Origin of the sequence: Streptomyces mangrovisoli, from assembly GCF_000974985.2 — a bacterium.
GTDB lineage: Bacteria > Actinomycetota > Actinomycetes > Streptomycetales > Streptomycetaceae > Streptomyces > Streptomyces mangrovisoli.
In genome coordinates, this window is record NZ_LAVA02000058.1 from 18,022 (window position 1) to 41,015 (window position 22,994).

A 22,994-nucleotide genomic window follows, 5' to 3' on the forward strand; every position below is an offset into this window, starting at 1 on the left:
CCGATCGACGGCGCACTCCTCCGGTTTCGATCGACGGCGCACTCCTCCGGTTTCCGATCGACGACGCACTCCTCCGGTTTCGATCGACGGCGCACTTCTCCGACCGGGGCAGACGGGTGCCGCTCGCCGATCGAGGGGCTCGGGCAGGGCCCGGCCCATCCCATGTGATGCTGACGTCATGACTGATCAGGGTGAGATCGCCATCCTGCGCCGACCGGGCCGGGCACTTCCCGTCGAGCACGGGCTGGGAGCGCTGCTGGCCGCCTACCATCTGCGGACGGAAGCCGAGAAGGGTGTGGCCGTGGCAGAGGTGGACCGGCTGCCGGACCGGTACCGGGCCGAGATCGCGGACCCGCGGGCCGCGTTCGCCGACGACGTCGTGCTGACGGCTCGGAGCGGAGACGCCGCCGTGGGCTGCCTGGTGGTCACCGCCCCCGTCGAGGGGCGGTCGGAGATCAAACGGCTGTGGACGGATCCGGCCTTCCGGGGCCGGGGCATCGCGTCGGAGCTGCTCGGGGCCGCGCTGGCCCATGCCGCCGAGACCGGTGTGGGCACCGTACGGCTGTCGGTGTGGAACTGGCGGACCGGCGCCATCGCCCTGTACGAACGCTTCGGCTTCACCGTCACCGGGTCATGGGACGACCGGGACCGGCTGGTGTGCATGGAGCGCCCCGTCTGAGGTCAGCCCCGGCGCAGGGAGAACCGGGACAGCGCGGCCGTGGCGAGCAGCAGGGCGGCGACGGCGACGAGCCCGATGCGCATCCCCGGCAGGGAGAAGGCGCCGCCGGGGCCGGCGAGCAGGCCGCCGAAGAGGGCGACGGCGAGCGCGCCACCGGTCTGCCGGAAGGAGTTGAGCAGTCCGGACGCGGTTCCCGCGCGCTCCCCCGGGACGGCGTCCATCAGCAGCGCGGTGAGCGCGGGCACCGCGAGCGCCCCGCCGACGCTCAGCGGCAGCAGGAGGACCAGGACCAGCCACACCGGCGTGTGCGCCGCCAGGGGCAGCAGGGCGAACATCGCCCCGGCGAAGATCAGCTGTCCCGCGACGATCACCGGCCGCCGCCCGATCCGCTCCGCCAGCCGCGGCGAGACCAGATTGGTCGCCGTCACCACCGCCGACATCGGCACGAACATGAGCCCCGCCTCGATGCCCGACATCCCGCGCAGCTGCTGGCAGTACAGGCCGAGGAGGAAGATCCCGCCGTAGAAGGCCGCGTTGACGGCGAAGCCGACGGCCAGGGGTACGGCCACCCGGCGGTCCGTCAGCATCTCCAGCGGGACCATGGGCCGGCGGTGGCGGGCCTCGACCACGCGGAAGGCGCACCCGGATGCCACGGCGAGCGCGGCGGCGGTCAGGACCGGTCCGCTGGTCCAGCCCAGGTGTCCGCCCTCGATCACCGCGAACGCCAGTCCGGCCAGGGCCAGTACGGCCGTGAGCTGGCCGCCCGCGTCCACCGCGGCGGACCGGCGCGCGGAGCGCGGCACCCGCACCAGCAGGCCCAGGATCACCGCGCCGACCGGCATGTTGATCAGGAAGACCGCCCGCCAGCCCGCCCCCTCGGTGAGCAGGCCGCCCAGCACCGGGCCCGCGGCCATCGCCACCGAACCGCCCACCGTCCACAGCGCGATGGCGCGGGCCCGGGCCCGTGGGTCCTCGTAGGCCTGCCGGATCAGCGCCAGCGAGGCCGGCATCACGACCGCGGCGGCACCGCCCTGCGCCACGCGCGCGCCCACCAGGACGCCGATGCCGGGCGCGAGGGCGCAGCCGAGGGAGGCGAGGGTGAACAGGGCCACACCCCAGGCGTAGGCGCGGCGGGCGCCCGCGCGGTCCGCCAGGGCACCGGCGGACAGCATCAGGGCCGCGAACATCAGGGTGTAGGCGTCCACCACCCACTGGAGTCCGGTCATCCCGCCGTCGAGGGAGGTTCCGATCGCGGGCAGGGCGATGTTCACGGCGGACACGTCGATGGTGATCACCGTGAAGCCGAGCAGTGCGGCGACCAGCGCCACGCCGTCGCGCCGCGCGACTGTGGGACGCTCACCGGTCGGTGCGGCTGGTCGCCCGGGGCGCTGCTGCCGTGGCGGGAGAGCGGGCGGCGACGACCGTCGGTCGCGCGCTTCGGCGGGCGCGGGCATGCAGGGGGCAGGGTCGGTCCTCATGACGAACTCCTCTTCGCGTACGGCGCATCGGCTGCGCTCCGGGGCGAGCCGGCGGGCGGCACCGGGCTGCCGGGGCTGCGGTCCTGTGTCGCGCACACCCTGGGCTCCGGCGGCGCCGGGCCACCCGCTCGGGATCAACTCTGTGCCCGTGCGGCGCTGTTCGGCAGACCGGGCCGTTCCCGGGGTGCCGCGTTCCAGGTCCTGACACACCCCCTCACGTTCGCGCGTCGGCTGCCACAATGAGCCGAATGGCAGCAGACGCGCGGGGCACCGAACTCGGCAGGTATCTCAAGGCCCGCAGGGCACAGGTCCGTCCACAGGACGTGGGCCTCCCGGCCGGGGCGGGGCTGCGCCGAACTCCCGGACTGCGCAGGGAGGAACTGGCCGCGCTGGCCGGAGTGAGCGTCGACTACTACATCCGTCTGGAGCGCGGCCGGGAGACCAACCCCTCCGCCGCCGTCGTGGACGCGCTCGGCCGCGCCCTGCGCCTGCGCGGCGACGCCTACGAACGCCTGCACGAACTCGCGGAGTTGGCCTCCGGCCGCAGCGGTGAACTGCCCGCCTCGGCGGATCACACCGTGCGCGCGTCGGTGCTGCTGATGCTGGAGTCGGTACGTCCGCTCCCCGCCTACGTCGTCAGCCGCCACAACCGGGTGCTGGCCGCCAACCCGCCCGGCCGGCGACTGCTGCCGGGGTTGTGGGACTGGCCGCGGGAGCAGCGCAATCTGACCCGCTACCTCTTCCTCCATCCGGTCGGCCGGACGCTCTACGAGCCCTGGGAGGAGACGGTCGCACTGTCGGTCGCCCATCTGCGGGCGGTCGCGGGCGCCGACCCCGACGATCCTGAACTGACCACGCTCGTCGGTGAACTGGTGCTGAAGTCACCGGAGTTCGCGACGCTGTGGGAGCGGTACGACGTGTACGAACGCGGCGGGGGAGAGAAGGGCTTCCGGCATCCGAAGGTCGGGCCGATGACGCTGACGTACGAGGTCATGCGTCTGGCCCGGACCGGCGGCCAGCGCATGGTGGTCTACCAGGCCGCCCCCGGCACCCCTGACGAGACGGCCATGCTCCGCCTGGACTCCGAGGACCTCCGGCCGGAGCAAGCCGCCGAGCCCTGCCGCGCCGACGTTGTCTCCGCCACCCGGGCCAAAGCCGGTTGACGGCCGGCCGACCGGCGGCTGATCGTCCGGCTCACCCACCCTCTTGTCCGGCGTTCACTTCGAGGCCGGGGGCTGTCAAAGACGGCTCGTCGGCGGTATCCAGAGGATGTGCGGGAGACCATCAGAGGACGCTGGACGCGTGCCCTCCAGGCGCTGTGCCTTCAGGTGCCGTTGCTGCTCGCACTCGGCTGCACGGAGGCGGCGCCGGACGCGGCACGGCCCTTCCTGTTCGGGGCGTGGGCGGTGGTGTGGGCGTGGCTGACCTGGCGTGCCTGCACGATGCGGATTCGCCTGTCCCCCGACGGCATTCACAGCCATGGGCTGTGGCGGACGCGGTTCGTCGCGTGGGACGACCTGCTGATGGTCGTCGCGGATCACGACCTCCCGATGGTCGGCCTCCTGTGGGAATGCCCGACGGCGCTCCTCGCCGACGGGGACCGGGTCGTCCTCAACGGCGTCTACGGACTGGTGAGCGAGGACACGTCCCGGGTGGACCGCATCACGGCACGGCTCAACACCCTCCTCGCCCGGCCCGAGTTGCGCGCCTGACCACGACTGCTCACGTCACCGGGCGGCGGTGTCCCGGAGCCACTGGGCGTGTCGGCGGATGCGTGGGGGGTCCTCGGGGAAGCAGCTGTCCCAGTGTTGGTCCAGGGAGATCCACGCGGCGGGCTGGCCGTGCTCCGGGGACAAGGATGCGGCGGCGTCCACGATCGCCATGTACGACAGGCCGAGGGTCGGCGGCAGGTCGGGGTGGTAGGAACGGATCGTCGCCGCCGCCGGATCCGCAAGGAGCCGCGCGGCGACGCCGGTCTCCTCGAAGAGTTCGCGGCGGGCGCCCTCGCGAGGAGTCTCACCCGGCTCGACCCGCCCGCCCGGCGGAACCCAACCCCGCAACCGATGACGCACCAGCAGCACCTGTCCGAGCCCCTCGTCGAAGACCCAGACCTCCGCCGCGAGAGGCTCCGAAGCCCCGTCGCGCAGCGCCGCCAGCCACTGTCCGGCGCCGTCGAACTCCATCCGCGCCAGCCGCACATCGGCGGCCGTCGCCTCCATCACGCGTTGTCCGAGCAGGTGACGAGTCATCTGCACACCCTAGGGGGACGCACTGACATCGCCGGCGCGGCGTACGCTGGCGCGTTGGTGTCGGGTGGGGCGGGGAGGAGCGGGAGTTGGCTACGGTCCGGGTGGACGCGGGCGGGTCCGCTGGGTTCGACGGCGGTGTGTGGGCGGGGCTGCTGGCGGAGGTGGCGCGCAGCGGGCGGCGGTTGCGCCGCGAGGAGCTGGAGTCGCTGCGCGAGTACGGCGACCAGGCCGCCGAAGACGGGCGGGCACTCGCCGAACTGGTCGACGAGCGGCTGGCCGTGACGGGCCGGGTCTGGGAAGGACAGCCCGTGGACGCCGCGTCGATGGCGGCGTTGCGGGCGGCGTTGGCCGCGCTCGCCGCGGGCCACGGACGGGCCTACCGGGAGCGGCTGCGCCGGGAGGAGGCCGGGCGGCGGGAGTTCGTCGCGGATCTGCTCAGCAGCCGCAGCGATCTGGGGCGGCTGGCGGAGCACGCCGAGCGTTTCGGGCTCAACCTGGCGTGCGCGCACGTCGTCGCGGTCGCCGAGGGGGACGGCTACGACGTGGAGGATCCCTCGGTGCGGGCGCTGGAGCGGCAGTTGCTCGGGCGGTTCGGGGAGCAGGAGATCCTGCTGGCCGTCAAGCACGGGCGGCTCGTCTGCATCGTGCCCTCCGCTCCGGGCGAGGCCGCGGCGATCGAGGCGTTCGCGGCGTTGATCCCGGGCCGGCGGGTGGTCGTGGGCCGTCCGCACAGCGGGCCCGGCGGGGTCGTGCACTCCTACGAGGAGGCCCGGTCCGCGCTGGAGCAGGCGGTGCAACTGGACCTGCCGGGGCCGTTGTTGCGCGCCGCCGATCTGCTGGTGCTGCCGGTGCTGCTGCGGGACCGGGGGGCGCTCGCGGAGCTGGTGCGCGGGGTCCTGGGGCCGCTGCGGACGGCGCGGGGCGGGGCCCGGCCCTTGCTGGAGACGCTGACCGCCTACGCCGACTCGCGGTACGTGTCGGCGGAAGCGGCACGCCGACTCGGCCTGAGCGTAAGGGCGTTGGCGTACCGGGTCGCGCATGTCGTCCGCCTGACGGGGCTCGATCCGGACGACCCGTTGCAGCGCTACACCCTGGAGACGGCGGTGTTCGGCGCGCGGCTGCTGGGGTGGCCGGAGCACGATCAGCCGACGGAAGGGTGAGCTGCGGACGGGTGAGCTGCCGAGGAGTGTGCGGTGGTGCGTCTCAGGGGCGGGCGGCCGACGCGTACGCGGCGCACAACGCCTCCCAGCGGGCGCTCTGTTCGGGGGTGGCGCGGCCGCGGAGCAGGGCCAGTCTCAGCAGGTTGGCCTCCGCGGCGCTGCCGAGCGTACGCGCCTCGGCGAGGTAGTGGTCGTCGAGCAGGGCCTCGATCTCGGCGTCGCTCTGGACGGGGTCGATCCGCGCGGCCAGTCGAGCCATGGTGCGGTAGGAGCCCTGCAGCAGGAAGGGCGGCTCGGCGCGGTCGGCGTCCGCCTGGGCGGCGGAGCCGATGTAGGCCCGGTTGACGGCCAGGACGGTCCGTCGGACGGCGAGCAGATGGGCGAGGGTGGCCAGCACCCGGTCCAGGTCCTGCACGGAGTGCGTGAGCTGGTCGGCCTGGGCGCCCGGCTCGGCCTCCGCCAGGGCGATCAGCAGGCGCAGGTCGGCGGGGTCGGCTCCGGCGAGCGGGGCCAGCACGGGGTTGGCGGCGAGGGCGTTCTCCAGGAACGAGAGCGCGAACAGGTCCTGGTGGCCGCCGAGCACCTCGCCGAGGTTCCAGACGTCGGCCCGGTTGGCGAGCATGTCGGGGATCTGGAAACGCCGGCCGCTCGCGGTGTACGGGTTGCCGGCGAGGCAGACGGCGAAGCGGCGCCCGCGCAGGTCGAAGCTGCGTGCGACACCGTCGCTCACCGCCTCCACGCGGCGCTGTGCGTCACACAACGGGATGAACTTCTGGAGGAGTTCGGCGCTGACGTGCTGGATGTCGTCGAGGTACAGCAGGACGTTGCCGCCCGCCTCCAGGGCGAACACGATCTTCTCGACCTCGCGCCGGGCGGCCGCGTCGGGTGCGCGGTCGGGGTCGAGCGAGGTGGTGCCGGAGCCGAGGGCGGGGCCGTCGACGCGGACCATGAGCAGGCCGAGCCGGTCGGCGACGTACTCCAGCAGGGTGGTCTTGCCGTAGCCCGGCGGGGACAGGAGCAGCAGCAGGCCGCTGCGGTCGGCCGGGCCGGTGGTGTCGAGGGTGCCGAGCTGCTTGGCGAGGTTGTCCCCGACGAGGGGGAGGTAGACCCGGTCGATGAGCTGGTTGCGGACGAAGCCGGCGAGCGGGCGGGGGCGGTGGTCGTCCAGGCGCAGCCGGGCCCGCTCGGCGCTCAGGGCGTCGGCGCGCCGCTGCTGGAAGGCGCGGAAGGCGGGAATGCGCTCCTCCGTGAACGCCGCGACCCGGTGGGGGAGTTCGTCGATACGTACGGCCAGTCGGCCGGCCCGGACCCGGGGGTGGGCGCCGAGGAGGCCGTCGACAGTTTCCTGGACGGTCCCGGTGATCTCGTAGCGCGGCAGGTCGGGTGCGCACAGGTGGGCCACGGCCTCCGGCACGCCCTCACCGTCCGCGTGGGCCGCCGCGTACGACCCCAGCCAGGCGGCGGCGAGTTGGCGCCGCGCGGGCAGGTCGGCGCCCAGGGCGGCCAGGTCCGCGACGAGGTCGGGGGCGGCGTCGGTGTGACGGAAGCCGTCGAGCAGGGTGCGTGCGGCGACGCCGGTGGCGAAGCCCTCGTGCGGATCGGCGAGTTCGGCTGCGAGGTACTCCCCCGCCCGCGCGACCGCCGCCGGTCCGACGGAGCCGGTGAACGCCTGGACCGCCTCGGAGAGCTCGGCCGCCAGCTCGGACCAGGCCGTCGCCGGTGCGACCGCGTCCGGACCGAAGCGCGCCAGGGCACGGGCCAGCGAGCGGGCACGCCGCCGCCAGGCCGTCCGCCGGGCGTCGTCGGCGGCGTGTGCCCAGAACAGCTGGGCGGCGGCGCGCACTTCGGCGGGGTGGGTCAGCAGACCGGCCCCGCTGCGCAGCCGTAGCAGCGCGCCGAGGATGGCGGTGGCGTCGTGGTCGTGCACGCCACGCTCGTAGCCCTCGTCGTAGGCGGTCTCGGCGGCCCGGCGGACCTGGGCGAGGAGCGGCTCGTCGCCGGTGGCCGTGGGCAGCAGCCGGGCGGCCAGGTACTCGGCCCGGTAGAGCGCCGGTGACTCGCTCACCAGCGGCTGGGTCCAGAACTCGCGGGCTGCCGCCAGTCCGGGCAGGTCGGCGGTGCGCCGGTAGCCGGTCCCCGTGACGGTGAACGCGAGCCCGTCGCCGTCCGGTTGGAGGGTGAGTTCGACGGGTTCGCGGCGGACGGCGAACCGGTGGCGTCCCAGACGTACGGCGGCGCCGCCGTCCTCGCTCAGATCGGCCCGGTCGCGCAGCTCGCGCAGGGCGGTGCGGACGGCGTCGAGCAGGCCGTCCTCCACCTCCTGGGCGCGCACCGGGTCGTCGAGGTCGCGCAGGTGCCCGGCGGCGGCCCGCACCCGCAACGCCATGGCGTCGGTGGCCTGCGCGGCGTGGACGTCGGCGGCCGAGCCGAGTCCGGCGAGCCTGCGGCGCAGCGCCTCGAGGGCCCGCTGTGCCGAGGCGGCCAGCCGGTCCGCGCGGGCGGCGGCCTCGTCGAGCAGCGCCTGGCGCCGGGTGGCGAACGCCTGCTGGATCTCCTCGCGGCGCACGGCCAGCTCCGCGGCGAGGTCCTCGGCCTCGGCGAAGCGGGTCTCCAGGCCGTCCAACCGCAGCAGCAGACGGGCGAGTTGGTCGTCGCAGGCGGCCGGGGAGTCGGCGGCGGCCAGGGCGGCGGTCGTCGCCTGGGCGAGCAGGGCCGACTCGGCGGCGTGGGCGGTGCGGTGTTCCGCCTCCAGCAGGACCCGGCGCCGGCCCGCGAGGACGGCGCGGGCACGGTTGACCGCCGCCAGGACCTCGCCGATGGCCAGCAGGACGGCGGTCGTGGCGCTCGGATCGGCGGCGACCGCGCCGGTGACCAGGTCGGTGACGGTGGCCAGGGCGTCCGCCCGCTCGCCGAGTCCCTCGGCGAGCCGCTCGGCCTCGGCGGCGGTGGCGACCGAGGCGGCGTCCTCGGCGGCGCGCACGGCGGCGGCGAGGGGGGCGGCGAAGGCGTCCGCTCCGGCGAAGTACGCGAAGGCACGCTCGGTCGCCGCGGTCAGCTCGTCGGCCAGATCCGTCTCGACCCGGTCCAGTGCCTCCAGGTCGATCTGCGGCAGTTCGCGCAGGGTGCGGGTACGGCCCTGGGCGCGGCGGAGTTCGGCGAGGAGCGCCGTCCAGGCGTCCGCGTCGGCGGGCGGTTCGCCGCGGGACCGGCGCACCAGCCCGGCGGCCTCCTCACGGGCCTGGTCCAGCTCCTGTGCGGCACGGGCGGCGAGCTGCCGGACCCTGGCCTGCTCGGCGGCCAACTGCTCCGCGGTGTTGCGCAGTTCGGTGAGCGGTTCGAGCAGTCCGGTGTCGGCGAGCCAGTAGTGGCGGTCCGCCGCCTTGGCGCAGACGTCGAGGATCAGTTCCGGTGTGGCCGTGGCCTGCTGTTCGGGTGCGGCGGCGAGCGCCGTACGGACCACGTCGAGGCATTCGGCGATGCCGTGCACCAGGTCGGCGTTGCCGATCCGTTCCAGCGGGCCGTCGCCGAGCGCCTGGGCGGCGGCGTGGTCGGCGGACTGGAACGGGGTGTGCCAGAGCTGGAGTTCATGGGTGCGCACCGGCTCGCGGTCCGGTTTGAGCAGGACGAGGGTGCCGTCGGGCAGGAGGGTGTGCGCGGCGGCCTGGAGGGCGCTCGCGGCCTCGCGGCGGACGGTGTTCCACGGCAGCAGCAGGACCTGGGCACGGCCCGGCCGGCGCAGGACGTAGAGCAGGTCCTCGCCGTTGGGCGCGGGAACGACGGCGTCGAAACGCAGGCCGTCGGCGGCGGATCCGTCCGCGGCGGCACCGGCGCCCGCAGCGGGCGCCGTACCACCGCCGCTGTCGTTGCCGATGGCGCCGTCGTCGATGCGGAAGGTCCGGTGGCTGCCGTCCGCGAGCTCGTAGCCGCCGGGGAAGATCAGGCCCTGCTCGGCGGGGAGCAGGCGGGCGCCCCGGGCGAGGGAGTCCTGGCGACGGACCGATCCGGTACGGGTGTTGACGACGAGATGGCGGTCGGCGGGTTCGTTGTAGGGGCGGATCCGCAGGAGCAGCAGCGGTCCGGTCACCGCGTGGCCGACGGTGGCGTCCGCCAGGCTCTGGAGGGGCTCGTCGACCGGTTCCTCGAAGAGCGTCCGTCCGCCGGGCACCGCCCGGACGGTGAGGCTGCCGCCGGTGGTGGCGACGGAGACCGCACCCTCGGCGCCCTCGATCAGGATCCGCCCGTCGCTGTGCTGTTCACGTCCGGTCGGGGTCCACGGCAGCTCGGAGGCGGACGGCTGCGGCAGGTCGCGTTCTCCGTGGTTGCCGAGGTACTCGACCTCGTCGGCCCCCAACCGCCAGCTCAGGACGCGGAGATCGCCGTCGTTCCCCCCGGTGCGGAACACGGCGAGCAGCCGTCCCGACGCCGTGCGCACCAGGTCGGCGAGACGGGCGTCGCGGTAGTAGCGCAGCAGTTCGGCGAGGTCGCGGCGGAAGCGTCCGTCGTCGAGCAGGCCAGGGACCTTCTCCGGGCTGAGCGCCGTGCCGTCCAGGGTGTGCAGCGACAGCAGGCCCGCGTCGAGTGCGGGTGCCGTGGTGCCCAGCAGGAGGACGTCTGGCCGTACGGCGACCACGCCGACGGCGGTGCCCGCACCGCCGGTGCGCGGCCGGGCGGAGGCGGTCAGCTCCAGCGGGCGGGAGCCGAACGCCTCCTGCCGCCGGGAGTTCAACTCCGCCGCCCGCCGGCCCAGTTCCGCCGCGCGGTCGGCGAGGCGTGCCCGCAGGATCTGGTAGGTGCCGTCCTCGACGCCCATCACTGGTTTCCGTTCCTTCCGGCCGCGTGGGGCAAGGTCGTCGACGGGCTACTTGGCCGTGCCGTTGGCGAGTTGTACCGGGTCGACCGATACCGGGTCCGCGCCCTGCCGGCCCTCCAGCAGCTTCATCAGCAGGGCCAGGTTCCACGGGCCGCCGGCCGCCAGGCCGCGGAGCACCTCCGTCGCGTCCCCGCTGAAGCTCTTCTCGCCGCTGAGCCACTCCGCGCCGAGGGCCTGCACCGTCTCCGAGCCCTGTACGGCCCCGTCGATGGACTTGCCGAAGGACACCGCACCGACCAGCCGCTCCAGGAACACGCTGTCGCCGCCCACGATGTCGATGTCCGCGCTCTCCAGACCCGCGGCCAGGACCGCGGCCTGCGCCTCGGCCACCGTGCGCTGGACCTCCAGCGCGGCGAGGCGGACCTCCTTGTCGGCGGCCAGGCGCAGCCGGAACTCCTCGTGCGCCCGGGACACCTCGTCCAGCGCGGCCATGGCGGCGGCCTTCTCCTTGAGGCCGGCGGCCTCGCCGAGCAGCCGCTCCCGGATTCCCGCGGCCTCCGCGTTGGCCTTGCTCTCGGCCACGGCGGCCTCGGCCAGCCCGACCTTCTCGATGGCGTCCGCCTTCTCCTTCAGGCCGGCCGCCTCGCCCTCCAGCCGGGCCCGTACACCGGCCGCGTCCGCCATCGCCTGCCGCTCCGCCACCTCGGCCTCCGCGAGTCCGGACGCCCCGGCCAGGGCGCGCTCGCCCTCGGCGCGGCGCACGTTGGCGGCGGCCTCCAGCTCCGCGCTCTTCTGCCCGGCCTCGGCCAGCACCAGTTGTTCCTTCGCCCGCAGGTGCGCGGCCTGCTCGGCGGCCTCCGCGGCCTTGATGTCCTTGACGAGCTGTTCCTGGGCCTCGGCCTCGGCGGTGATGATGACGGCCTGCCGGTTGCGCTCGGCCTCCTGGACCACGCGGACCCGCTTGATCTCCTCCTCCTGCTCGGCGACCGAACGCTCGACGGCGACGCGCTCGCGCACCACGTCGGCCACGCCCCGCCGTTCGACCTCGACCTGCTTCTCCTTCTCGGCCTGCGCGAGCTCGACCTCCCGCTCGCGGTTGACGACCTCCAACTGGCGGTCCTTCTCGATGCGTTCGCCCTCCACCGCGAGGACCCGCTGCCGGTTCTTCTCGGCGACCGCGATCTCCCGTTGCTGGTTCTCCCGCTGGACGCCGAGGAGTTCCTCGGTCCGCAGCAGCGCGCTGTGCGCCTTGAGCCGCTCCTCCTCCTGGACCTGCGCGGTCGCCGCCTCCTCCTGGGCGCGCAGGGTCTCGATGCCCTTGCGCTGGCGTATCTCGGCCTCGGCGCGCCGCCGTTCGAGCTCCAGCACGGCTTCGCGCGCGTCCACGTCCTGGCGGGTGATCTCCATCTCCTCGTTGCGCTGGAAGTCGTTGGTGCGGATGTGCTCCAGGGCGGTCAGCTCGGTGATCTTCCGGATGCCCTGGGCGTCGAGGATGTTGGAGGCGTCCAGCTGCTCCAGCGGGGTCTGTTCGAGGTGGTCGATCGCCGCGTCCTCGAGGTGGTAGCCGTTGAGGTCGGTGCCGATGGCCGCGACGATGCGATCCCTGAACTCCTCGCGCTTGATGTAGAGGTCGGAGAAGTCGAGCTGCTTGCCGACGGTGCGCAGCGCCTCGGCGAACTTGGCGCTGAACAGGTTCTGCAGGGTCTCCTGGTGGCTGGCCCGTTCGGTGCCGATGGCCTGGGCCACCTTGATGACGTCCTCGACGGTCTTGTTGACCCGGACGAAGAAGGTGATCTGGATGTCGGCGCGGATGTTGTCCTTGCAGATCATGCCCTCGCGGCCGGTGCGGACGATCTCGATGGTCTTCACCGAGATGTCCATGACCTCCGCGCGGTGCATCATCGGCAGGACGAGGGCGCCGGTGAAGGTGACGTCGACGCTCTTGGGCCGCGAGACGATCAGGGCCTCGCCCTGGACCACCTTGCGGAACAGCCGGCCGAAGAGCAGCAGTGTGCCCAGGCCGATGAGCAGCAGTACGGCGACCAGCACGCCGATTCCGATGGTGACGACAGACATGGCGGTTCCCTTGGACGACCTTGCCGTGGATGTGTGGGTGGAGCGTGTGGCGTGCCGAACGCCTCGGCGGACCGCGCGGGAGGAGCGCGTCGGACGCCCGCGCCGGGCGGTGGGGAGCCGGGCCGCGTCAGCCGGTGGCCGGCGGTGCGACGGTCGGCGGCGTGAGGGCCGGCGGGGCCGGCATGACCCAGAAGAACTCGCCGTCGTCGTCGTAGTCGTAGAGGAGTGCCGGCGCCCCGGCACGCAGTACGCCGCCCGGTCCGGCGGCGTCGTCGTGGCTCTGCCGGACCTGCACCGTGGCGGATGAGCCGTCGACGGCACGGACCTCGGCCTGACCGAAGTCGGGGCCGACGCGGCCGGTGCGGATCACGCAGCCGAGGCCGACGAAGTCCCGGCGGGAGGGGGGCGGGGCGGGGACGGGCGTCAGTCGGCTCAGCGGCCACGCGAGCAGGCGTGCGCCCGCCCAGCCGCCGGCCAGGGCGGCCGGCAGCAGGACTCCGTGGTCCTCGCCGCCGAGCAGCTCCCGGCCGGTCAGCGCGCCGAACCAGGCGAAGGCGACCACGAGCGACACCGCCACCGTGACCGGCACTCCGCCGAGGCCCAGCACCCTCCGCAGCCCCCCGTGACCGCGGTGTCCCCCGTTTCCGCGGTCTCCCCCGTGACTGCGGTCTCCCCCGTTTCCGCGGTCTCCCCCGTGACCGCGGTGTCCCCCGTGACTGCGGTGTCCCCCGTGGACGTGGGGTCCGGCACCGGAGCCGTGGCCGAGGTGTCCGTCGCCGGAGCCGTGGCCGTGCTGTCCCGCGCCGGGCCCGTGCCCGTGGTGTCCCCCGCCGGTTCCCCGGCCGTGGTGTCCCCCGCGCGCCCCGTGGACATGGGCGCCGCCCAGGAGCACCAGCAGCCAGTAACCGGCCACCACGACGAGCGCGAACGAGAAGACCACGGTCGGATACGCCGTGACCGCCCCCAGAAAGTCCCCCACCGCGCTCGCCCGCCTCCGCAGATCCCCCGACGGCAACCGTTCGTGTGCCGCAGGCGCAAGGGTGACATCAAGAAGGCACCGGCACACTGCATGATCCCGGAAGTCTGGGCACCCCCTTCATGTCCTGGATCGGCTCACACGGGACGGCTCCGCCACGGCCTACGCCTTGTTCGGCCGGCTCGCGCGCAGGATGAGCGCGGCCGTCTGCTCGGCGATCAGACGACGTTCGTCCGGATCGAGCCGGTGCAGGCCGTGCAGGGAGCGGGTACGGCCTTCCGCGGCCAGGAGAACCGCGAACTGTCGCGCGGTGAGGTCCGGTTCGTCGACGGCGAGACGGCCCCGGTCACCGAGTTCGGCCAGGTAGCGGGCGAGCGCGGCGATGATCCCGCCGCTCGCCGTGTCCCGCCACATCCGCTGGAGCTCGGGATGGCGTTCCAGTTCGGCGATCGTGAGCCGGTGCAGGGCGGCGCGGTCCGGGTCGAGCACCGCGTCCAGGATGTGCCGGCCGAGGTCGGTGAGCACGTCGTACGGGTCACGGTCCAGCGGGAACAGAGCGGCGGGGTCGAGCCGGGCGGGCGGCGAGGCGTCGGCCCCGGGGGCGGCGGCGGATTCTGGGGCGGCGGGGTCGCCGCCGGAGTCGGAGTCGGAGTCGGCTTCACCCTGCTGCGAGCGCTGGATCGCCGCCAGGAAGAGCTGCTGTTTGTCGCCGAAGTAGTTGTAGACGGTCTGCTTGCCGACCCCGGCCTGTGCGGCGATCTCGTCCACGCTCGCCGCGGCGAACCCCTCGCGCACGAAGACCGTGACCGCCGCCGTCAGGATCGCGGCGCGCTTCTTGGCCGTCTGGTGCGACCAGGGCTTGCCGGAACCCGGCCCGCCGGTCGCGGCACCCGTCGTGATGACCATGCCCCCAGCCTACGACACAAGACGGAGTAGTCTAAATTTAAATTGGAACTGACCAGTCTTGTGTTGGAGGGGCTACATGAGTAGGAGTGAGCGGGCGGGCGTCGCCGGGCCACGCCGTACCGTCGCCGTGCTGGCGTTGCTGCTGGGCGCGGCGATGGATCTGCTGGACACGTCATTGGTCAACACGGCACTGCCGACCGTCCGACGGGAGCTGCACGCGAGCGCCGCGGATCTGGAGTGGATCGTGGCCGGGTACACCTTCGCGTTCGCGGCGCTGCTGCTGACGAGCGGACGGCTGGGTGACCGCTACGGCTACCGCAGGGTGTTCGTCGTCGGCTGTCTGGCGTTCGGGATCGCGTCACTGGGGTGCAGCACCGCGTCCGGCGCCGGGGTGCTGGTGGCCTGGCGGTGCGTGGCCGGGGCGGCGGCCGCGGTCATGATGCCGCAGATCACCTCCCTGCTGCAGGCCATGTACGCGCCCGAGGAGCGCTCCGGCGTCCTCGGGCTGCTCGGCGCCGTCGGCGGCATCGGCGCGGCGCTCGGCCCGCTGGCCGGGGCCGCGATCCTCAGCGCCGACCTCACCTCCGAGGCATGGCGACCGGTGTTCCTGGTCAACGTCCCGCTCGCCCTCGCCGCCGCGGCGGCCGCGCTGCTGCTCGTCCCGCATGTGCCGCCTGCCCCGGACACGAGGATCGACGTGCGCGGCGCGCTCCTGAGCACCCTGGGGTTCGGACTGCTCGTCTACGGCCTCATCGACGGCCCCGACCAGGGCTGGAGCCCGCGCGCCTGGGGTGCCGTCGCCGCCGCGGTCCCGGTCATCGGACTCTTCGTCGCCTCGCAGCGCTCACGCGGCCGGGCCGCGTCCGGCCGACCGGGGCCCGGACGTCCGGTGGCCGGCCGTCCGGTGGCCGGCCGCCTGGTGGCCGACCCTCTGACACCCGGCCGCCTCTTCGCCCACCGGTCGTTCACCGGCGGGATCGTCCTCAGTGTCGTCGTCGAGACGGTCGTCGGCGGTCTGCTGCTCGTCTCCACGCTGACCCTGCAGACCGCCCTCGGGCTCTCACCGCTGCACGCCGGGCTGATGACCCTGCCGATGACCGGCGGCATGGTGCTCGGCGTCGCCGTCCTCGCGGAGCTGCTGCTGCCGCGCATCGGCCGTGACGTCATCGCGCTCGGCGGACTCGCCCTCACCGTCGGTGTCGCCGCCGGCAGCCTCGTCGTCGCGGTGGAGGGCGCCGGCACCGTCGTATGGCATCTGATCCCCGGCCTGATCGTGGCCGGCACCGGTCTGGGGATGATCATGGGGCCACTGTTCGCCGTCACGCTCAACGACGTCCGGGCGGCGGACGCCGGAGCCGCGTCGGGCACCCTGGAGGCCGCGGAGCAGGTCGGGAGCACCCTGGGCGTCGCCACGATCGGCTCGCTCTTCGTCTCCTCCGTGGCACACGGCCTCGGTTCCGCCTACGTCCACGCGACCGGGCTCGCCATCGCCCTGAGCCTGGTGATCGTCTGCCTGGCCCGGACCCTGCCGGCCCGGATCCGTTCGGAGGACGAGGTGCGCGCGGGCTGGGCGCCGCCGGCCGAGGAGGACGCGCGGACGGACCCGCACGGAGCCGGTCTGCGCACCTGACCGGCGGCGGCCTGCGGGGCCCCGACTGCGTCGCGGGATCGCCCCGAGCCGGTGGGCCGGGGCGATCCCGCGAAGGTGTCGCGCGTCGGGTCCGCCTCGGACCTGCGCGTCGGGTCCGCCTCGGACCTGCACGTCAGCGCCCTTGGCCGCCCGCCGTTCAGGTCATCCGCGGACCCCGGCGGGCGCGGTCGAGACGACCGAGAGCTCCTTGAACGTCGGCCACTTCTCGCCCTCGTCGTTGATGCCGGAGCGGATGGTGATGCCGCCGGAGAGTTCGGCGGCCTTCCGGGCCGACGTGTGGCTCATGGTGACCTGGCCGTCGACACGGACCGTGGTGGTCTGCCGTCCGACATCCACGGTGACCGTGTGCCGGGCCGCCCGCTTGAGCGGCCGCGAATCCACCGGCAGCCCCTTCACGAGCAGGGTCGCCTGATCCTGGGTGATCACCACGTCCACCGGTTCCTTGCTGTTGGTCCGCACCGCCAGCGACGCCTGGTTGGTCCCGTTGCCCAGCGACCCGAGGACCGCGGCGGCACGGTAGTCCGTCCAGTCGACGCTGCTCCTCGGCCGGTAGTCCGCCGACACGTAGTGGATCGCGGCCGGCGACCCCGGAGCCCTGGCCGGTGTCCTGCCGGAGAAGACATCCAGGTTCACTCCGTCCTGGAGCCCCTCCCAGTTGTTCACGTCGGTCAGCGGCGCGCTCGCCTCGGCCGGGATCTGGACGTTCTGCCTGATCTTCGCCAGCAGACGCACGGGCGAGGTGTCGCGCAGGACCTCGACGCGCTGGACGTACCCCGCCGCCGCCGCCCGCCGGCTGGCGCTGAGCGGAGTGCTGGAGGTGTCGGTCATCACGATGGGGAAGTACTCGTGGAGCACCTTGCGCACCAGCGAACCGACCCCGTCGTCGCGGGGCCCGTCCGAGAAGGGGATGGCGAACATCTTCGGGGTCGGCAGGCCGTGACCGACGATGTCCTTGACGGAACCGGAGAGGTCACGGCGCACCCTCGCCCGGTACTCGGCCGTGGTCTCCTGACGCCGCTCGTCGGGCAGCCACAGGCGGTTGGCCAGGGCAGCGCCCTCGTCGCCCTCGGCGTTCACCGCACGGCGGTCGTGCATCGCCCGGGTGTGGCTGCCGAAGTCCCAGCGGCCGGAGCCGTGCATCTTGGCGATCTCGCGCCAGGTCAGGTAGTACGGGAGGTGCTTGTCCACCGACCCGGTGATCAGGAAGACCGTGGCGTGCATGTGGTGCTTGGCGAGGATGCGGTCGGCGTACTTCCACAGGCCGCCGGTGCCGTCGTCGAAGGTGAGCAGCACCGAACGCCTGGGCACCCGGCCGCCGGCCATGTAGTCGGTGAACTGCTGCGCGGTCAGGGTGCGGTAGCCGGCCCGCTCCAGCGCCGTGAGCTGTTCGTCGAACGCCTTCGGGGTGAGCGCGTAGGGGCTCTTGCTCCGCGTGGCGATGTCGTGGAAGGTCAGCACCACCGGCGCGGTGCGCCCCGGCAGCTCCTGGCCCTCCTTGGTCCAGGCGGTCCGCTGAGCCGACGTGATGTGCACCTGTCGCGGCGACGCCTGCGGGGCGACGTACTTCAGGTAGAGGTAGCGGTCGATGCCCGCGGCGGCCGACACCAGCACCACGGAGAGGGTGAGCGCGCCCAGGAGGACGCGGATGGGCCACTGGGTCTGGCCCCGGCCCCAGCCGTGGTGCCGGCCCCGGCGGCGATCGTTGGCGGCCGTGCCGACGTAGTCGGCGCGCAGGCACGGTTCGGGGCCGTTGCCGTGGTCGTGCAGGACGACGTCGGCGGGCTCGCGGCGGTTGCCTCTCAGCGCCATGACAGCACGTTCCCTCGGGACAGGACGATCAGATAGAGGCAGCTCACGACCGCTATGAGGAGCGCGTCGAGCGTCAGGCGGACTGACTTGCGCTGGAGGAATTCCTTCATCACTTGGTCCTCGACCAGATACCGCGCCGGATGGTCGCGAGGGAGTAGGGCAGCAGCCAGGACAGCAGCAGCGCGGACAGCAGGCTCATCAGCGGCCGGTAACGCCAGTGGGAGTCACCGGGGTTGTCGAGCTTGAAGGCCAGACCCCAGATGCTGCCCTTGAGGATCACGCCGCTCAGGTACAGCACGCTCACGAAGAGTCCGCCCTGCATCGGCGCCCAGATCATGTGCCGTACGGCCATCAGCGGCGCGGCCAGCACCCACAGCACATGGCCGTAGTACAGGCAGGACGGGAAGAAGCCGCGGCGCCACATGAACGTGCCGGTGAAGAAGGTGTTGCGGATGAAGCTCTTCTTCCAGCGGATCTGCTGCTTCATGAACGGCCCGAAGTGCTCGGGCACGTTGGTCCACACCTTCGCCGACTGGACGTAGCCGATGCGCCACTTGCGCTCGGGGTAGTCCTGCGCCGTCACGAACGAGGAGTCCGCGTACTGCTTCTTGAGGCGCCTGCCGACCCATTTCTGTCCCAGCACGTAACCGGTGAGCTGGCGGTCGGTGGCGAACCGGAAGGGCGCGCCGAGGAATCGGTCACCGGCCCAGGCCGGGAAGTAGTTGTACACGGCGTCCCGGCGGAACACGGCCAGCGGGCCGGAGACGCAGGTGACCGAACCGAAGACCGACTCGGCGGCCTTGGCGACCCGGAACTGGCCCTCGTACCAGACGTCCTGGGCCTTGGTGAAGACGGTCTTGTCGACGTTGAGCGCGCGGCAGTGGCCGCTGACCGCGCCGAGTTCGGCGTGGTCGACCAGCGCCTGCACGCAGCGGCGCAGCGCGTCGGGGGCCAGGACGCAGTCGGAGTCGGTGAAGGCGAGGACGTCGCCGTCGGCCTGTTCGCAGCCGCGCACCAGGGCGTGCTTCTTGCCGAGGTTCTTCTCCAGGTTGATCACGGTGATGTCGAGCTCGACCGCGAGCCGGGCCAGGATCTCCCGGGTCCCGTCCTCGGAGAGGTCGTCGATCACGATGATGTCGAGGTTCGGGTAGTCGCTGGCGGCCATCGAGCGGACGCAGTCCTCGATGCACTCGACCTCGTCCTTGACCGCGAGCAGGAAGCTCACCTTCGGCACGGCCGGCAGCGGCGGAAAGGTGTCGAGGTCCTTGGGGCGCCTGCGCAGCGTGCGGACCGACGGGTCGTCGTAGCGGCTGTACGCGATCTGGAGCATGGCGATGGTGCCGGTCAGGACCGTGAGCCCGTAGCCGATGACCAGCGGTTTCGCCGGAAGCAGCGGGGCCTCGCGGGCCAGCACCAGTCCCAGCGGCAGCAGGCAGAACATGGCCAGCACCCGCCGCACCGCGAAGCGCACATCGGTCTGCATGCGGTCCGTCCAGCGGGTCAGCAGGCCGGGCGGGCGGCTGACCGCGGCGGCCGAGCGGACCGGCGGCAGCGGCACGCTCACGTTCCGCTGAGGGGCGGACGGGATGAGCCCGCAGTCGGTGGGGTCCACCGCGGCCCTCACGTGCCGTCCCGTCTCGATCGTGTCCATGACGTCCTCACGTACCGTCTGTCCGGGCATGCGATCCGGCTGGCCCCCGGCCGCCGCCGAACCGAGGAGCGGCGCGGCGGCGCCGGGCATCGCCCGGTCGGTCACAGGGTGTCCTTGGCCGCCACGTCCTCGAGGCGGTAGGTCGCGTCCAGGATGTCGTCGCGGCCCCCCAGCCAGGCCAGATCGGCGTTCGGGTGCACGGTGTGGACCAGCACCAGGTCCCAGTCGTGGTCCTGCGGCGCGACCAGGCTCTCCTGGATGCCGCCCGCCACCTTGGCGGTACGCACCATCGAGTCGGTGAAGCGGACCTCGGCGCCCTCGCGCACGAGTTCCTCGAAGATCTCGAGCGCGGGCGACTCGCGCAGGTCCTCGACGCCCGGCTTGTACGCCATGCCGACGATCAGGATCCGGGCGCCGGTCAGGGGCCTGCCGCGCTCGCCCAGCGCCTCGCGCACCCGGCGCACCACATGGTGCGGACGGCCCGCGATGGCGTTCATCGCGGCCTCCACCAGCGGGGAGGTGTGGCGCTCGGCGCGCAGCTGCCACAGCAGGTAGTGCGGGTCGCAGGGGATGCAGTGACCGCCGACACCGGGGCCGGGATAGAAGGGCATGAAGCCGAACGGCTTCGTCGAGGCGGCCTCGATGACCGGGATCGGGTCCAGGCCGAGGACGCGGCAGTTGTCGGCGAACTCGTTGGCCAGCGCGATGTTGACCGCGCGGAAGGTGTTCTCCCAGAGCTTGGTCATCTCGGCGGCCTCGGGCGAGGGCAGCACGTACACCGAGGAGGCGGTACGGGTGAGCACCGAGATGGCCCGGTCGATGGTCTCCTGGCCGGCGCCGCCGACCACACGGGGGGTGGTGTCCTGGGTGTGGCTGGCGTTGCCCGGGTCGATGCGTTCGGGCGAGAAGGCGACGAAGATGTCCTCGCCGACGGTGAAGCCGCGCTCGGTGAGCGGCTCGGTCAGCAGGTCGCGGGTGGTGCCGACGTAGGTGGTGGAGGTCAGCATCAACAGCTGGCCGGGGACGGCGTGTTCGACGACGGAGGCGGCCGCGGCAGTCAACGCCCGCAGGTCGGGGGCGAGATGGCGGTCCACGGGGGTCGGCACGCACACCAGCACGGTGCGGGCGCGGGCGATCGCCGCGGGGTCGTCGGTGAGGGTGAAGTTCGCGTCGCCGTTGAACTTGTTGAGCCGCTCCAGGTCGCTGGGCAGCAGGTCGACGTCACCGATGCGGATGTCGTCGAGCCGCTCCGGGCTCGCGTCGATGCCGATCACCTCGGTGCCGGCGGCCAGCAGGCCGAGCGCCGTGGGGAGGCCGACATAGCCGAGACCTACGACTGCCACGGCCCCGACGTCCGGGGTGGTCAAGGCGACCTGGCGGCTGTCGGGCTCGAAAGCCGCGCCAAGGTGCAGTCCTTGAGAGGCGGGCAGGGTGTTCACGGTCATCTTCGACGCTCCAGGGACGACGCTCTCGGGTGCACGCCGAGGGGCGCGCATGCATTGCTGTGGGTTTGAAACCCTTTTGGTGCAATGTCCTTGATGTCCTCAACGATCCCAACTGATCCAAACTTGGTCAAGGGGAAGAAAAGTCCCGGCAATCCGGGCCTAAAGTCCTTTACCGCGCCATTACCTGCGCCCCCACCAGGACTTTCCACTGGCCAGGCACTCCGGAAAGCCTCCCTACGGGCGGATCGGTGTGACGTAGCAGGCAGTTTCACGGGGTGCGCCGTGGAAGAATGGGTGAGGCCACGGAGTCACGGCTCCGTGTGCGCGGCGCCACGCAGGTGAAGCGACCCGGGCGCCGGACAAGGCGAGTGGTTCCCCACCACCGCGAAGCGCCGGACCCGTTCCACGAGCCGGCTGAAGAACGCGAACAAGCAGGCAACCCCTATGACTTGTGGCACAGCGGCGGCATCATGCCGCCGTCCATCCCTGTCGGGCGCATCGCCGAGACGCCTCCCCGCCTACTCCAGGGCGCTCGGGTCATGACCCGGGGGCGACGCGTCACCTGCCTGCTGGCCGTACTCGTCGCGGGTGGTGTGGTGACGCAGACGGCCTGTGGCGGCCGGCCCGCGTCCGACGCCGAGCCCGTGTCCTACGACTCCGCGGTTCGGACCGACGACCCGGCCCTCTACCTGCCGCTCGACTCCGCCGACGCCGCGAAGCAGCCCGCGGGTGCGCTGAAGGCCGTCTACCATCACGCACCCGGCACCGCCCCCATGCCCAACGGCGACCGGGCCATGCTGTTCGACGGGACCTCGCAGTACGTGGAGGTCCCGGACGACGACAGCCTGTCCGTCACCACGACCGGTGAACTGACCGTCGAGGCGTGGGTACGGCCCGACACGCTCGCCTTCGCCAGGACCACCGGCTCCGGCTACGTCAACTGGCTCGGCAAGGTGTCCAGCAGGGAGGTCCGGACCGAGTGGCTGGCCCGCATGTACTCGCGGGACAACGACGAACTTCGTCAGAACCGCATCAGCGGATACGTCTTCAACCCGGACGGCGGGCTCGGCGCCGGATCCTATTTCGAGGACCGGATCACCCCTGGCGAGTGGATCCACTACACGCTGGTCATCAACACCCGCGCGAAGAGCGACGCCTACCCGGCCGGATACGTCAAGATCTACAAGAACGGGGTCCTCCGCGACCAGGACTCCCTCGACGACTACGACATCGAACCCGCCAACACCGACACCCCGATGCGGATCGGCACGGCCGGCACCAAGTCGTTCTTCAAGGGCGCGATCGGCAAGGTCGCCGTCTACGACTCCGAGGTGTCCAAGTCCCGCCTGGCCGCCCACTACCGGGCCATGGCCGAGAGCCCTCGGACGGACCGGACGACTGCCAAGATTGCGTCATGCGCGACCGACGACTGAGAGAGAGCGGGTCGCCCGACGTACAAGGGAGCAGCCAGTTTCCGCTCCCCACGAAGGGCACTTCATTGACTCCGCGCCGCATCGCCCCCGCACTCGTCGCAGGCCTCGCCGCCACGCTTCTGCTGGGAGCGTGCGGCACCTCCTCGAACAGCGCCGACCCGAGCGACGCCGCCCCGGCCGCCACCACCCCCGCGGCCTCGCCGTCGACCGCCTCGACACCCGCCGCGGACAGCACGGCGGGGAGCGCGGGCACGGGCATCACCACCGCGCTGAAGGCCTCGTCGATCACCGGCCTGGGCAGCGTGGTCACGGACGCCAACGGAATGACCCTGTACCGCTACGACAAGGACGAGCCGTCCCCGTCGAAGTGGACGTGCAAGGGTGTGTGCACGCAGACGTGGATCCCCGTCATCGAGCAGGACACCATGGAGACCGTCGGGGTCGAGTCGAGCCTGCTCGGCACGGTCCACCGCAACGGCATGAAGCAGGTCACCCTGGCGGGCTGGCCGCTGTACCGGTACGTGGGCGACACCCGGGCCGGGGAGGCCAACGGCCAGGACAAGGACCGGCAGTGGCACGCCGTCACCCCGTCCGGAGCGAGGGCCACCACGACGAACTGACGCGCGGCGCCTCGTCATGAAGGGGGCCGACGCCCGCGATCGGCCGAGCGG

17 protein-coding genes are annotated in these 22,994 nt (G+C 72.8%); 7 read left to right on the forward strand and 10 right to left on the reverse strand.

The genetic code is table 11. The features are described 5' to 3' along the window. Positions 1-178: 178 nt before the first annotated feature. Positions 179-679, forward strand: coding sequence for a GNAT family N-acetyltransferase (locus tag WN71_RS23680; protein ID WP_046587990.1), 501 nt, complete (start codon positions 179-181; stop codon positions 677-679). A 2-nt stretch (positions 680-681) separates the two neighbouring features. On the opposite strand, the gene WN71_RS23685 is transcribed toward WN71_RS23680, so the two are convergent. Further along, positions 682-2,157 (reverse strand): MFS transporter, encoded by a 1,476-nt coding sequence (locus WN71_RS23685; protein ID WP_240529731.1) that lies wholly within the window; start codon positions 2,155-2,157, stop codon positions 682-684. A gap of 248 nt (positions 2,158-2,405) precedes the next feature. Here WN71_RS23685 and WN71_RS23690 point away from each other — a divergent pair, with 248 nt between their 5' ends. Continuing rightward, positions 2,406-3,320, forward strand: coding sequence for a helix-turn-helix domain-containing protein (locus tag WN71_RS23690; protein ID WP_046587993.1), 915 nt, complete (start codon positions 2,406-2,408; stop codon positions 3,318-3,320). Between the two features lie 108 nt (positions 3,321-3,428). Continuing rightward, a complete protein-coding gene (locus WN71_RS23695; RefSeq protein WP_143074865.1) occupies positions 3,429-3,869 on the forward strand; it encodes a hypothetical protein in 441 nt (146 codons plus the stop codon). Positions 3,870-3,884: 15 nt separating this feature from the next. Here WN71_RS23695 and WN71_RS23700 read toward each other — a convergent pair whose 3' ends face one another. Continuing rightward, on the reverse strand, positions 3,885-4,406 hold the full coding sequence (locus tag WN71_RS23700; RefSeq protein WP_240529732.1) for an NUDIX domain-containing protein: 522 nt from the start codon (positions 4,404-4,406) through the stop codon (positions 3,885-3,887). A gap of 86 nt (positions 4,407-4,492) precedes the next feature. Between WN71_RS23700 and WN71_RS23705 the strand changes: the two genes are divergently transcribed. After that, positions 4,493-5,566 carry a PucR family transcriptional regulator gene (locus WN71_RS23705; RefSeq protein WP_079178051.1) on the forward strand — a complete coding sequence of 358 codons (1,074 nt, stop codon included), beginning with the start codon at positions 4,493-4,495 and terminating at the stop codon, positions 5,564-5,566. Between the two features lie 43 nt (positions 5,567-5,609). Here the strand turns inward: WN71_RS23705 and WN71_RS43255 are convergent, their stop codons facing one another. From WN71_RS43255 to WN71_RS23725, 4 genes are all read right to left on the reverse strand, one after another. Beyond that, positions 5,610-10,376 (reverse strand): DNA repair ATPase, encoded by a 4,767-nt coding sequence (locus tag WN71_RS43255; RefSeq protein WP_052743090.1) that lies wholly within the window; start codon positions 10,374-10,376, stop codon positions 5,610-5,612. Between the two features lie 48 nt (positions 10,377-10,424). Next, positions 10,425-12,452: an SPFH domain-containing protein gene (locus tag WN71_RS23715; RefSeq protein WP_046588000.1), complete on the reverse strand. Its 2,028-nt coding sequence runs from the start codon at positions 12,450-12,452 to the stop codon at positions 10,425-10,427. Positions 12,453-12,579: 127 nt separating this feature from the next. Next, a complete protein-coding gene (locus WN71_RS42840; RefSeq protein ID WP_052743091.1) occupies positions 12,580-13,059 on the reverse strand; it encodes a hypothetical protein in 480 nt (159 codons plus the stop codon). Between the two features lie 531 nt (positions 13,060-13,590). Then, on the reverse strand, positions 13,591-14,334 hold the full coding sequence (locus tag WN71_RS23725) for a TetR/AcrR family transcriptional regulator (protein WP_046588006.1): 744 nt from the start codon (positions 14,332-14,334) through the stop codon (positions 13,591-13,593). 76 nt (positions 14,335-14,410) lie between these two features. Between WN71_RS23725 and WN71_RS23730 the strand changes: the two genes are divergently transcribed. Further along, positions 14,411-15,964: an MFS transporter gene (locus WN71_RS23730; protein WP_079178053.1), complete on the forward strand. Its 1,554-nt coding sequence runs from the start codon at positions 14,411-14,413 to the stop codon at positions 15,962-15,964. A 162-nt stretch (positions 15,965-16,126) separates the two neighbouring features. Here the strand turns inward: WN71_RS23730 and WN71_RS23735 are convergent, their stop codons facing one another. The 4 genes from WN71_RS23735 to WN71_RS23745 form a co-directional block, all read right to left on the reverse strand. After that, positions 16,127-17,794, reverse strand: coding sequence for a polysaccharide deacetylase family protein (locus WN71_RS23735; protein ID WP_052743093.1), 1,668 nt, complete (start codon positions 17,792-17,794; stop codon positions 16,127-16,129). Then, positions 17,785-17,907, reverse strand: a complete 123-nt coding sequence (locus WN71_RS43260) for a hypothetical protein (protein ID WP_276208132.1) — start codon at positions 17,905-17,907, stop codon at positions 17,785-17,787. Before WN71_RS43260 ends, WN71_RS23735 begins: the two co-directional genes overlap by 10 nt. Next, complete coding sequence (locus WN71_RS23740; RefSeq protein ID WP_240529733.1) at positions 17,904-19,475, reverse strand: glycosyltransferase family 2 protein; 1,572 nt, start codon at positions 19,473-19,475, stop codon at positions 17,904-17,906. The genes WN71_RS43260 and WN71_RS23740 overlap by 4 nt, the downstream gene beginning before the upstream one ends. 71 nt (positions 19,476-19,546) lie before the next feature. Beyond that, the gene (locus tag WN71_RS23745) at positions 19,547-20,890 is read right to left on the reverse strand and encodes a nucleotide sugar dehydrogenase (RefSeq protein ID WP_079178054.1); all 1,344 of its coding nucleotides are present in this window, start codon (positions 20,888-20,890) and stop codon (positions 19,547-19,549) included. Between the two features lie 539 nt (positions 20,891-21,429). On the opposite strand from WN71_RS23745, the gene WN71_RS23750 reads away from it, so the two are divergent. Continuing rightward, entirely contained in the window at positions 21,430-22,323 is an 894-nt protein-coding gene (locus WN71_RS23750) for a LamG domain-containing protein (RefSeq protein ID WP_046588011.1), read from the forward strand. 65 nt (positions 22,324-22,388) lie between these two features. Further along, a complete protein-coding gene (locus WN71_RS23755) occupies positions 22,389-22,943 on the forward strand; it encodes a hypothetical protein (RefSeq protein ID WP_052743094.1) in 555 nt (184 codons plus the stop codon). Positions 22,944-22,994: the final 51 nt, after the last annotated feature.

Excerpts from the sequence above, each read along its gene's own strand:
- WN71_RS23685 (WP_240529731.1), bottom strand. The coding sequence starts at position 2,157 with ATGAGGACCGACCCTGCCCCCTGCATGCCCGCGCCCGCCGAAGCGCGC.
- WN71_RS23740 (WP_240529733.1), bottom strand. The coding sequence starts at position 19,475 with ATGCCCGGACAGACGGTACGTGAGGACGTCATGGACACGATCGAGACG.
- WN71_RS23745 (WP_079178054.1), bottom strand. The coding sequence starts at position 20,890 with ATGACCGTGAACACCCTGCCCGCCTCTCAAGGACTGCACCTTGGCGCG.
- WN71_RS23735 (WP_052743093.1), bottom strand. The coding sequence starts at position 17,794 with ATGGCGCTGAGAGGCAACCGCCGCGAGCCCGCCGACGTCGTCCTGCAC.
- WN71_RS23750 (WP_046588011.1), top strand. The coding sequence starts at position 21,430 with ATGACCCGGGGGCGACGCGTCACCTGCCTGCTGGCCGTACTCGTCGCG.
- WN71_RS43255 (WP_052743090.1), bottom strand. The coding sequence starts at position 10,376 with ATGGGCGTCGAGGACGGCACCTACCAGATCCTGCGGGCACGCCTCGCC.
- WN71_RS23715 (WP_046588000.1), bottom strand. The coding sequence starts at position 12,452 with ATGTCTGTCGTCACCATCGGAATCGGCGTGCTGGTCGCCGTACTGCTG.
- WN71_RS23725 (WP_046588006.1), bottom strand. The coding sequence starts at position 14,334 with ATGGTCATCACGACGGGTGCCGCGACCGGCGGGCCGGGTTCCGGCAAG.
- WN71_RS23730 (WP_079178053.1), top strand. The coding sequence starts at position 14,411 with ATGAGTAGGAGTGAGCGGGCGGGCGTCGCCGGGCCACGCCGTACCGTC.
- WN71_RS23690 (WP_046587993.1), top strand. The coding sequence starts at position 2,406 with ATGGCAGCAGACGCGCGGGGCACCGAACTCGGCAGGTATCTCAAGGCC.
- WN71_RS23700 (WP_240529732.1), bottom strand. The coding sequence starts at position 4,406 with ATGACTCGTCACCTGCTCGGACAACGCGTGATGGAGGCGACGGCCGCC.
- WN71_RS23680 (WP_046587990.1), top strand. The coding sequence starts at position 179 with ATGACTGATCAGGGTGAGATCGCCATCCTGCGCCGACCGGGCCGGGCA.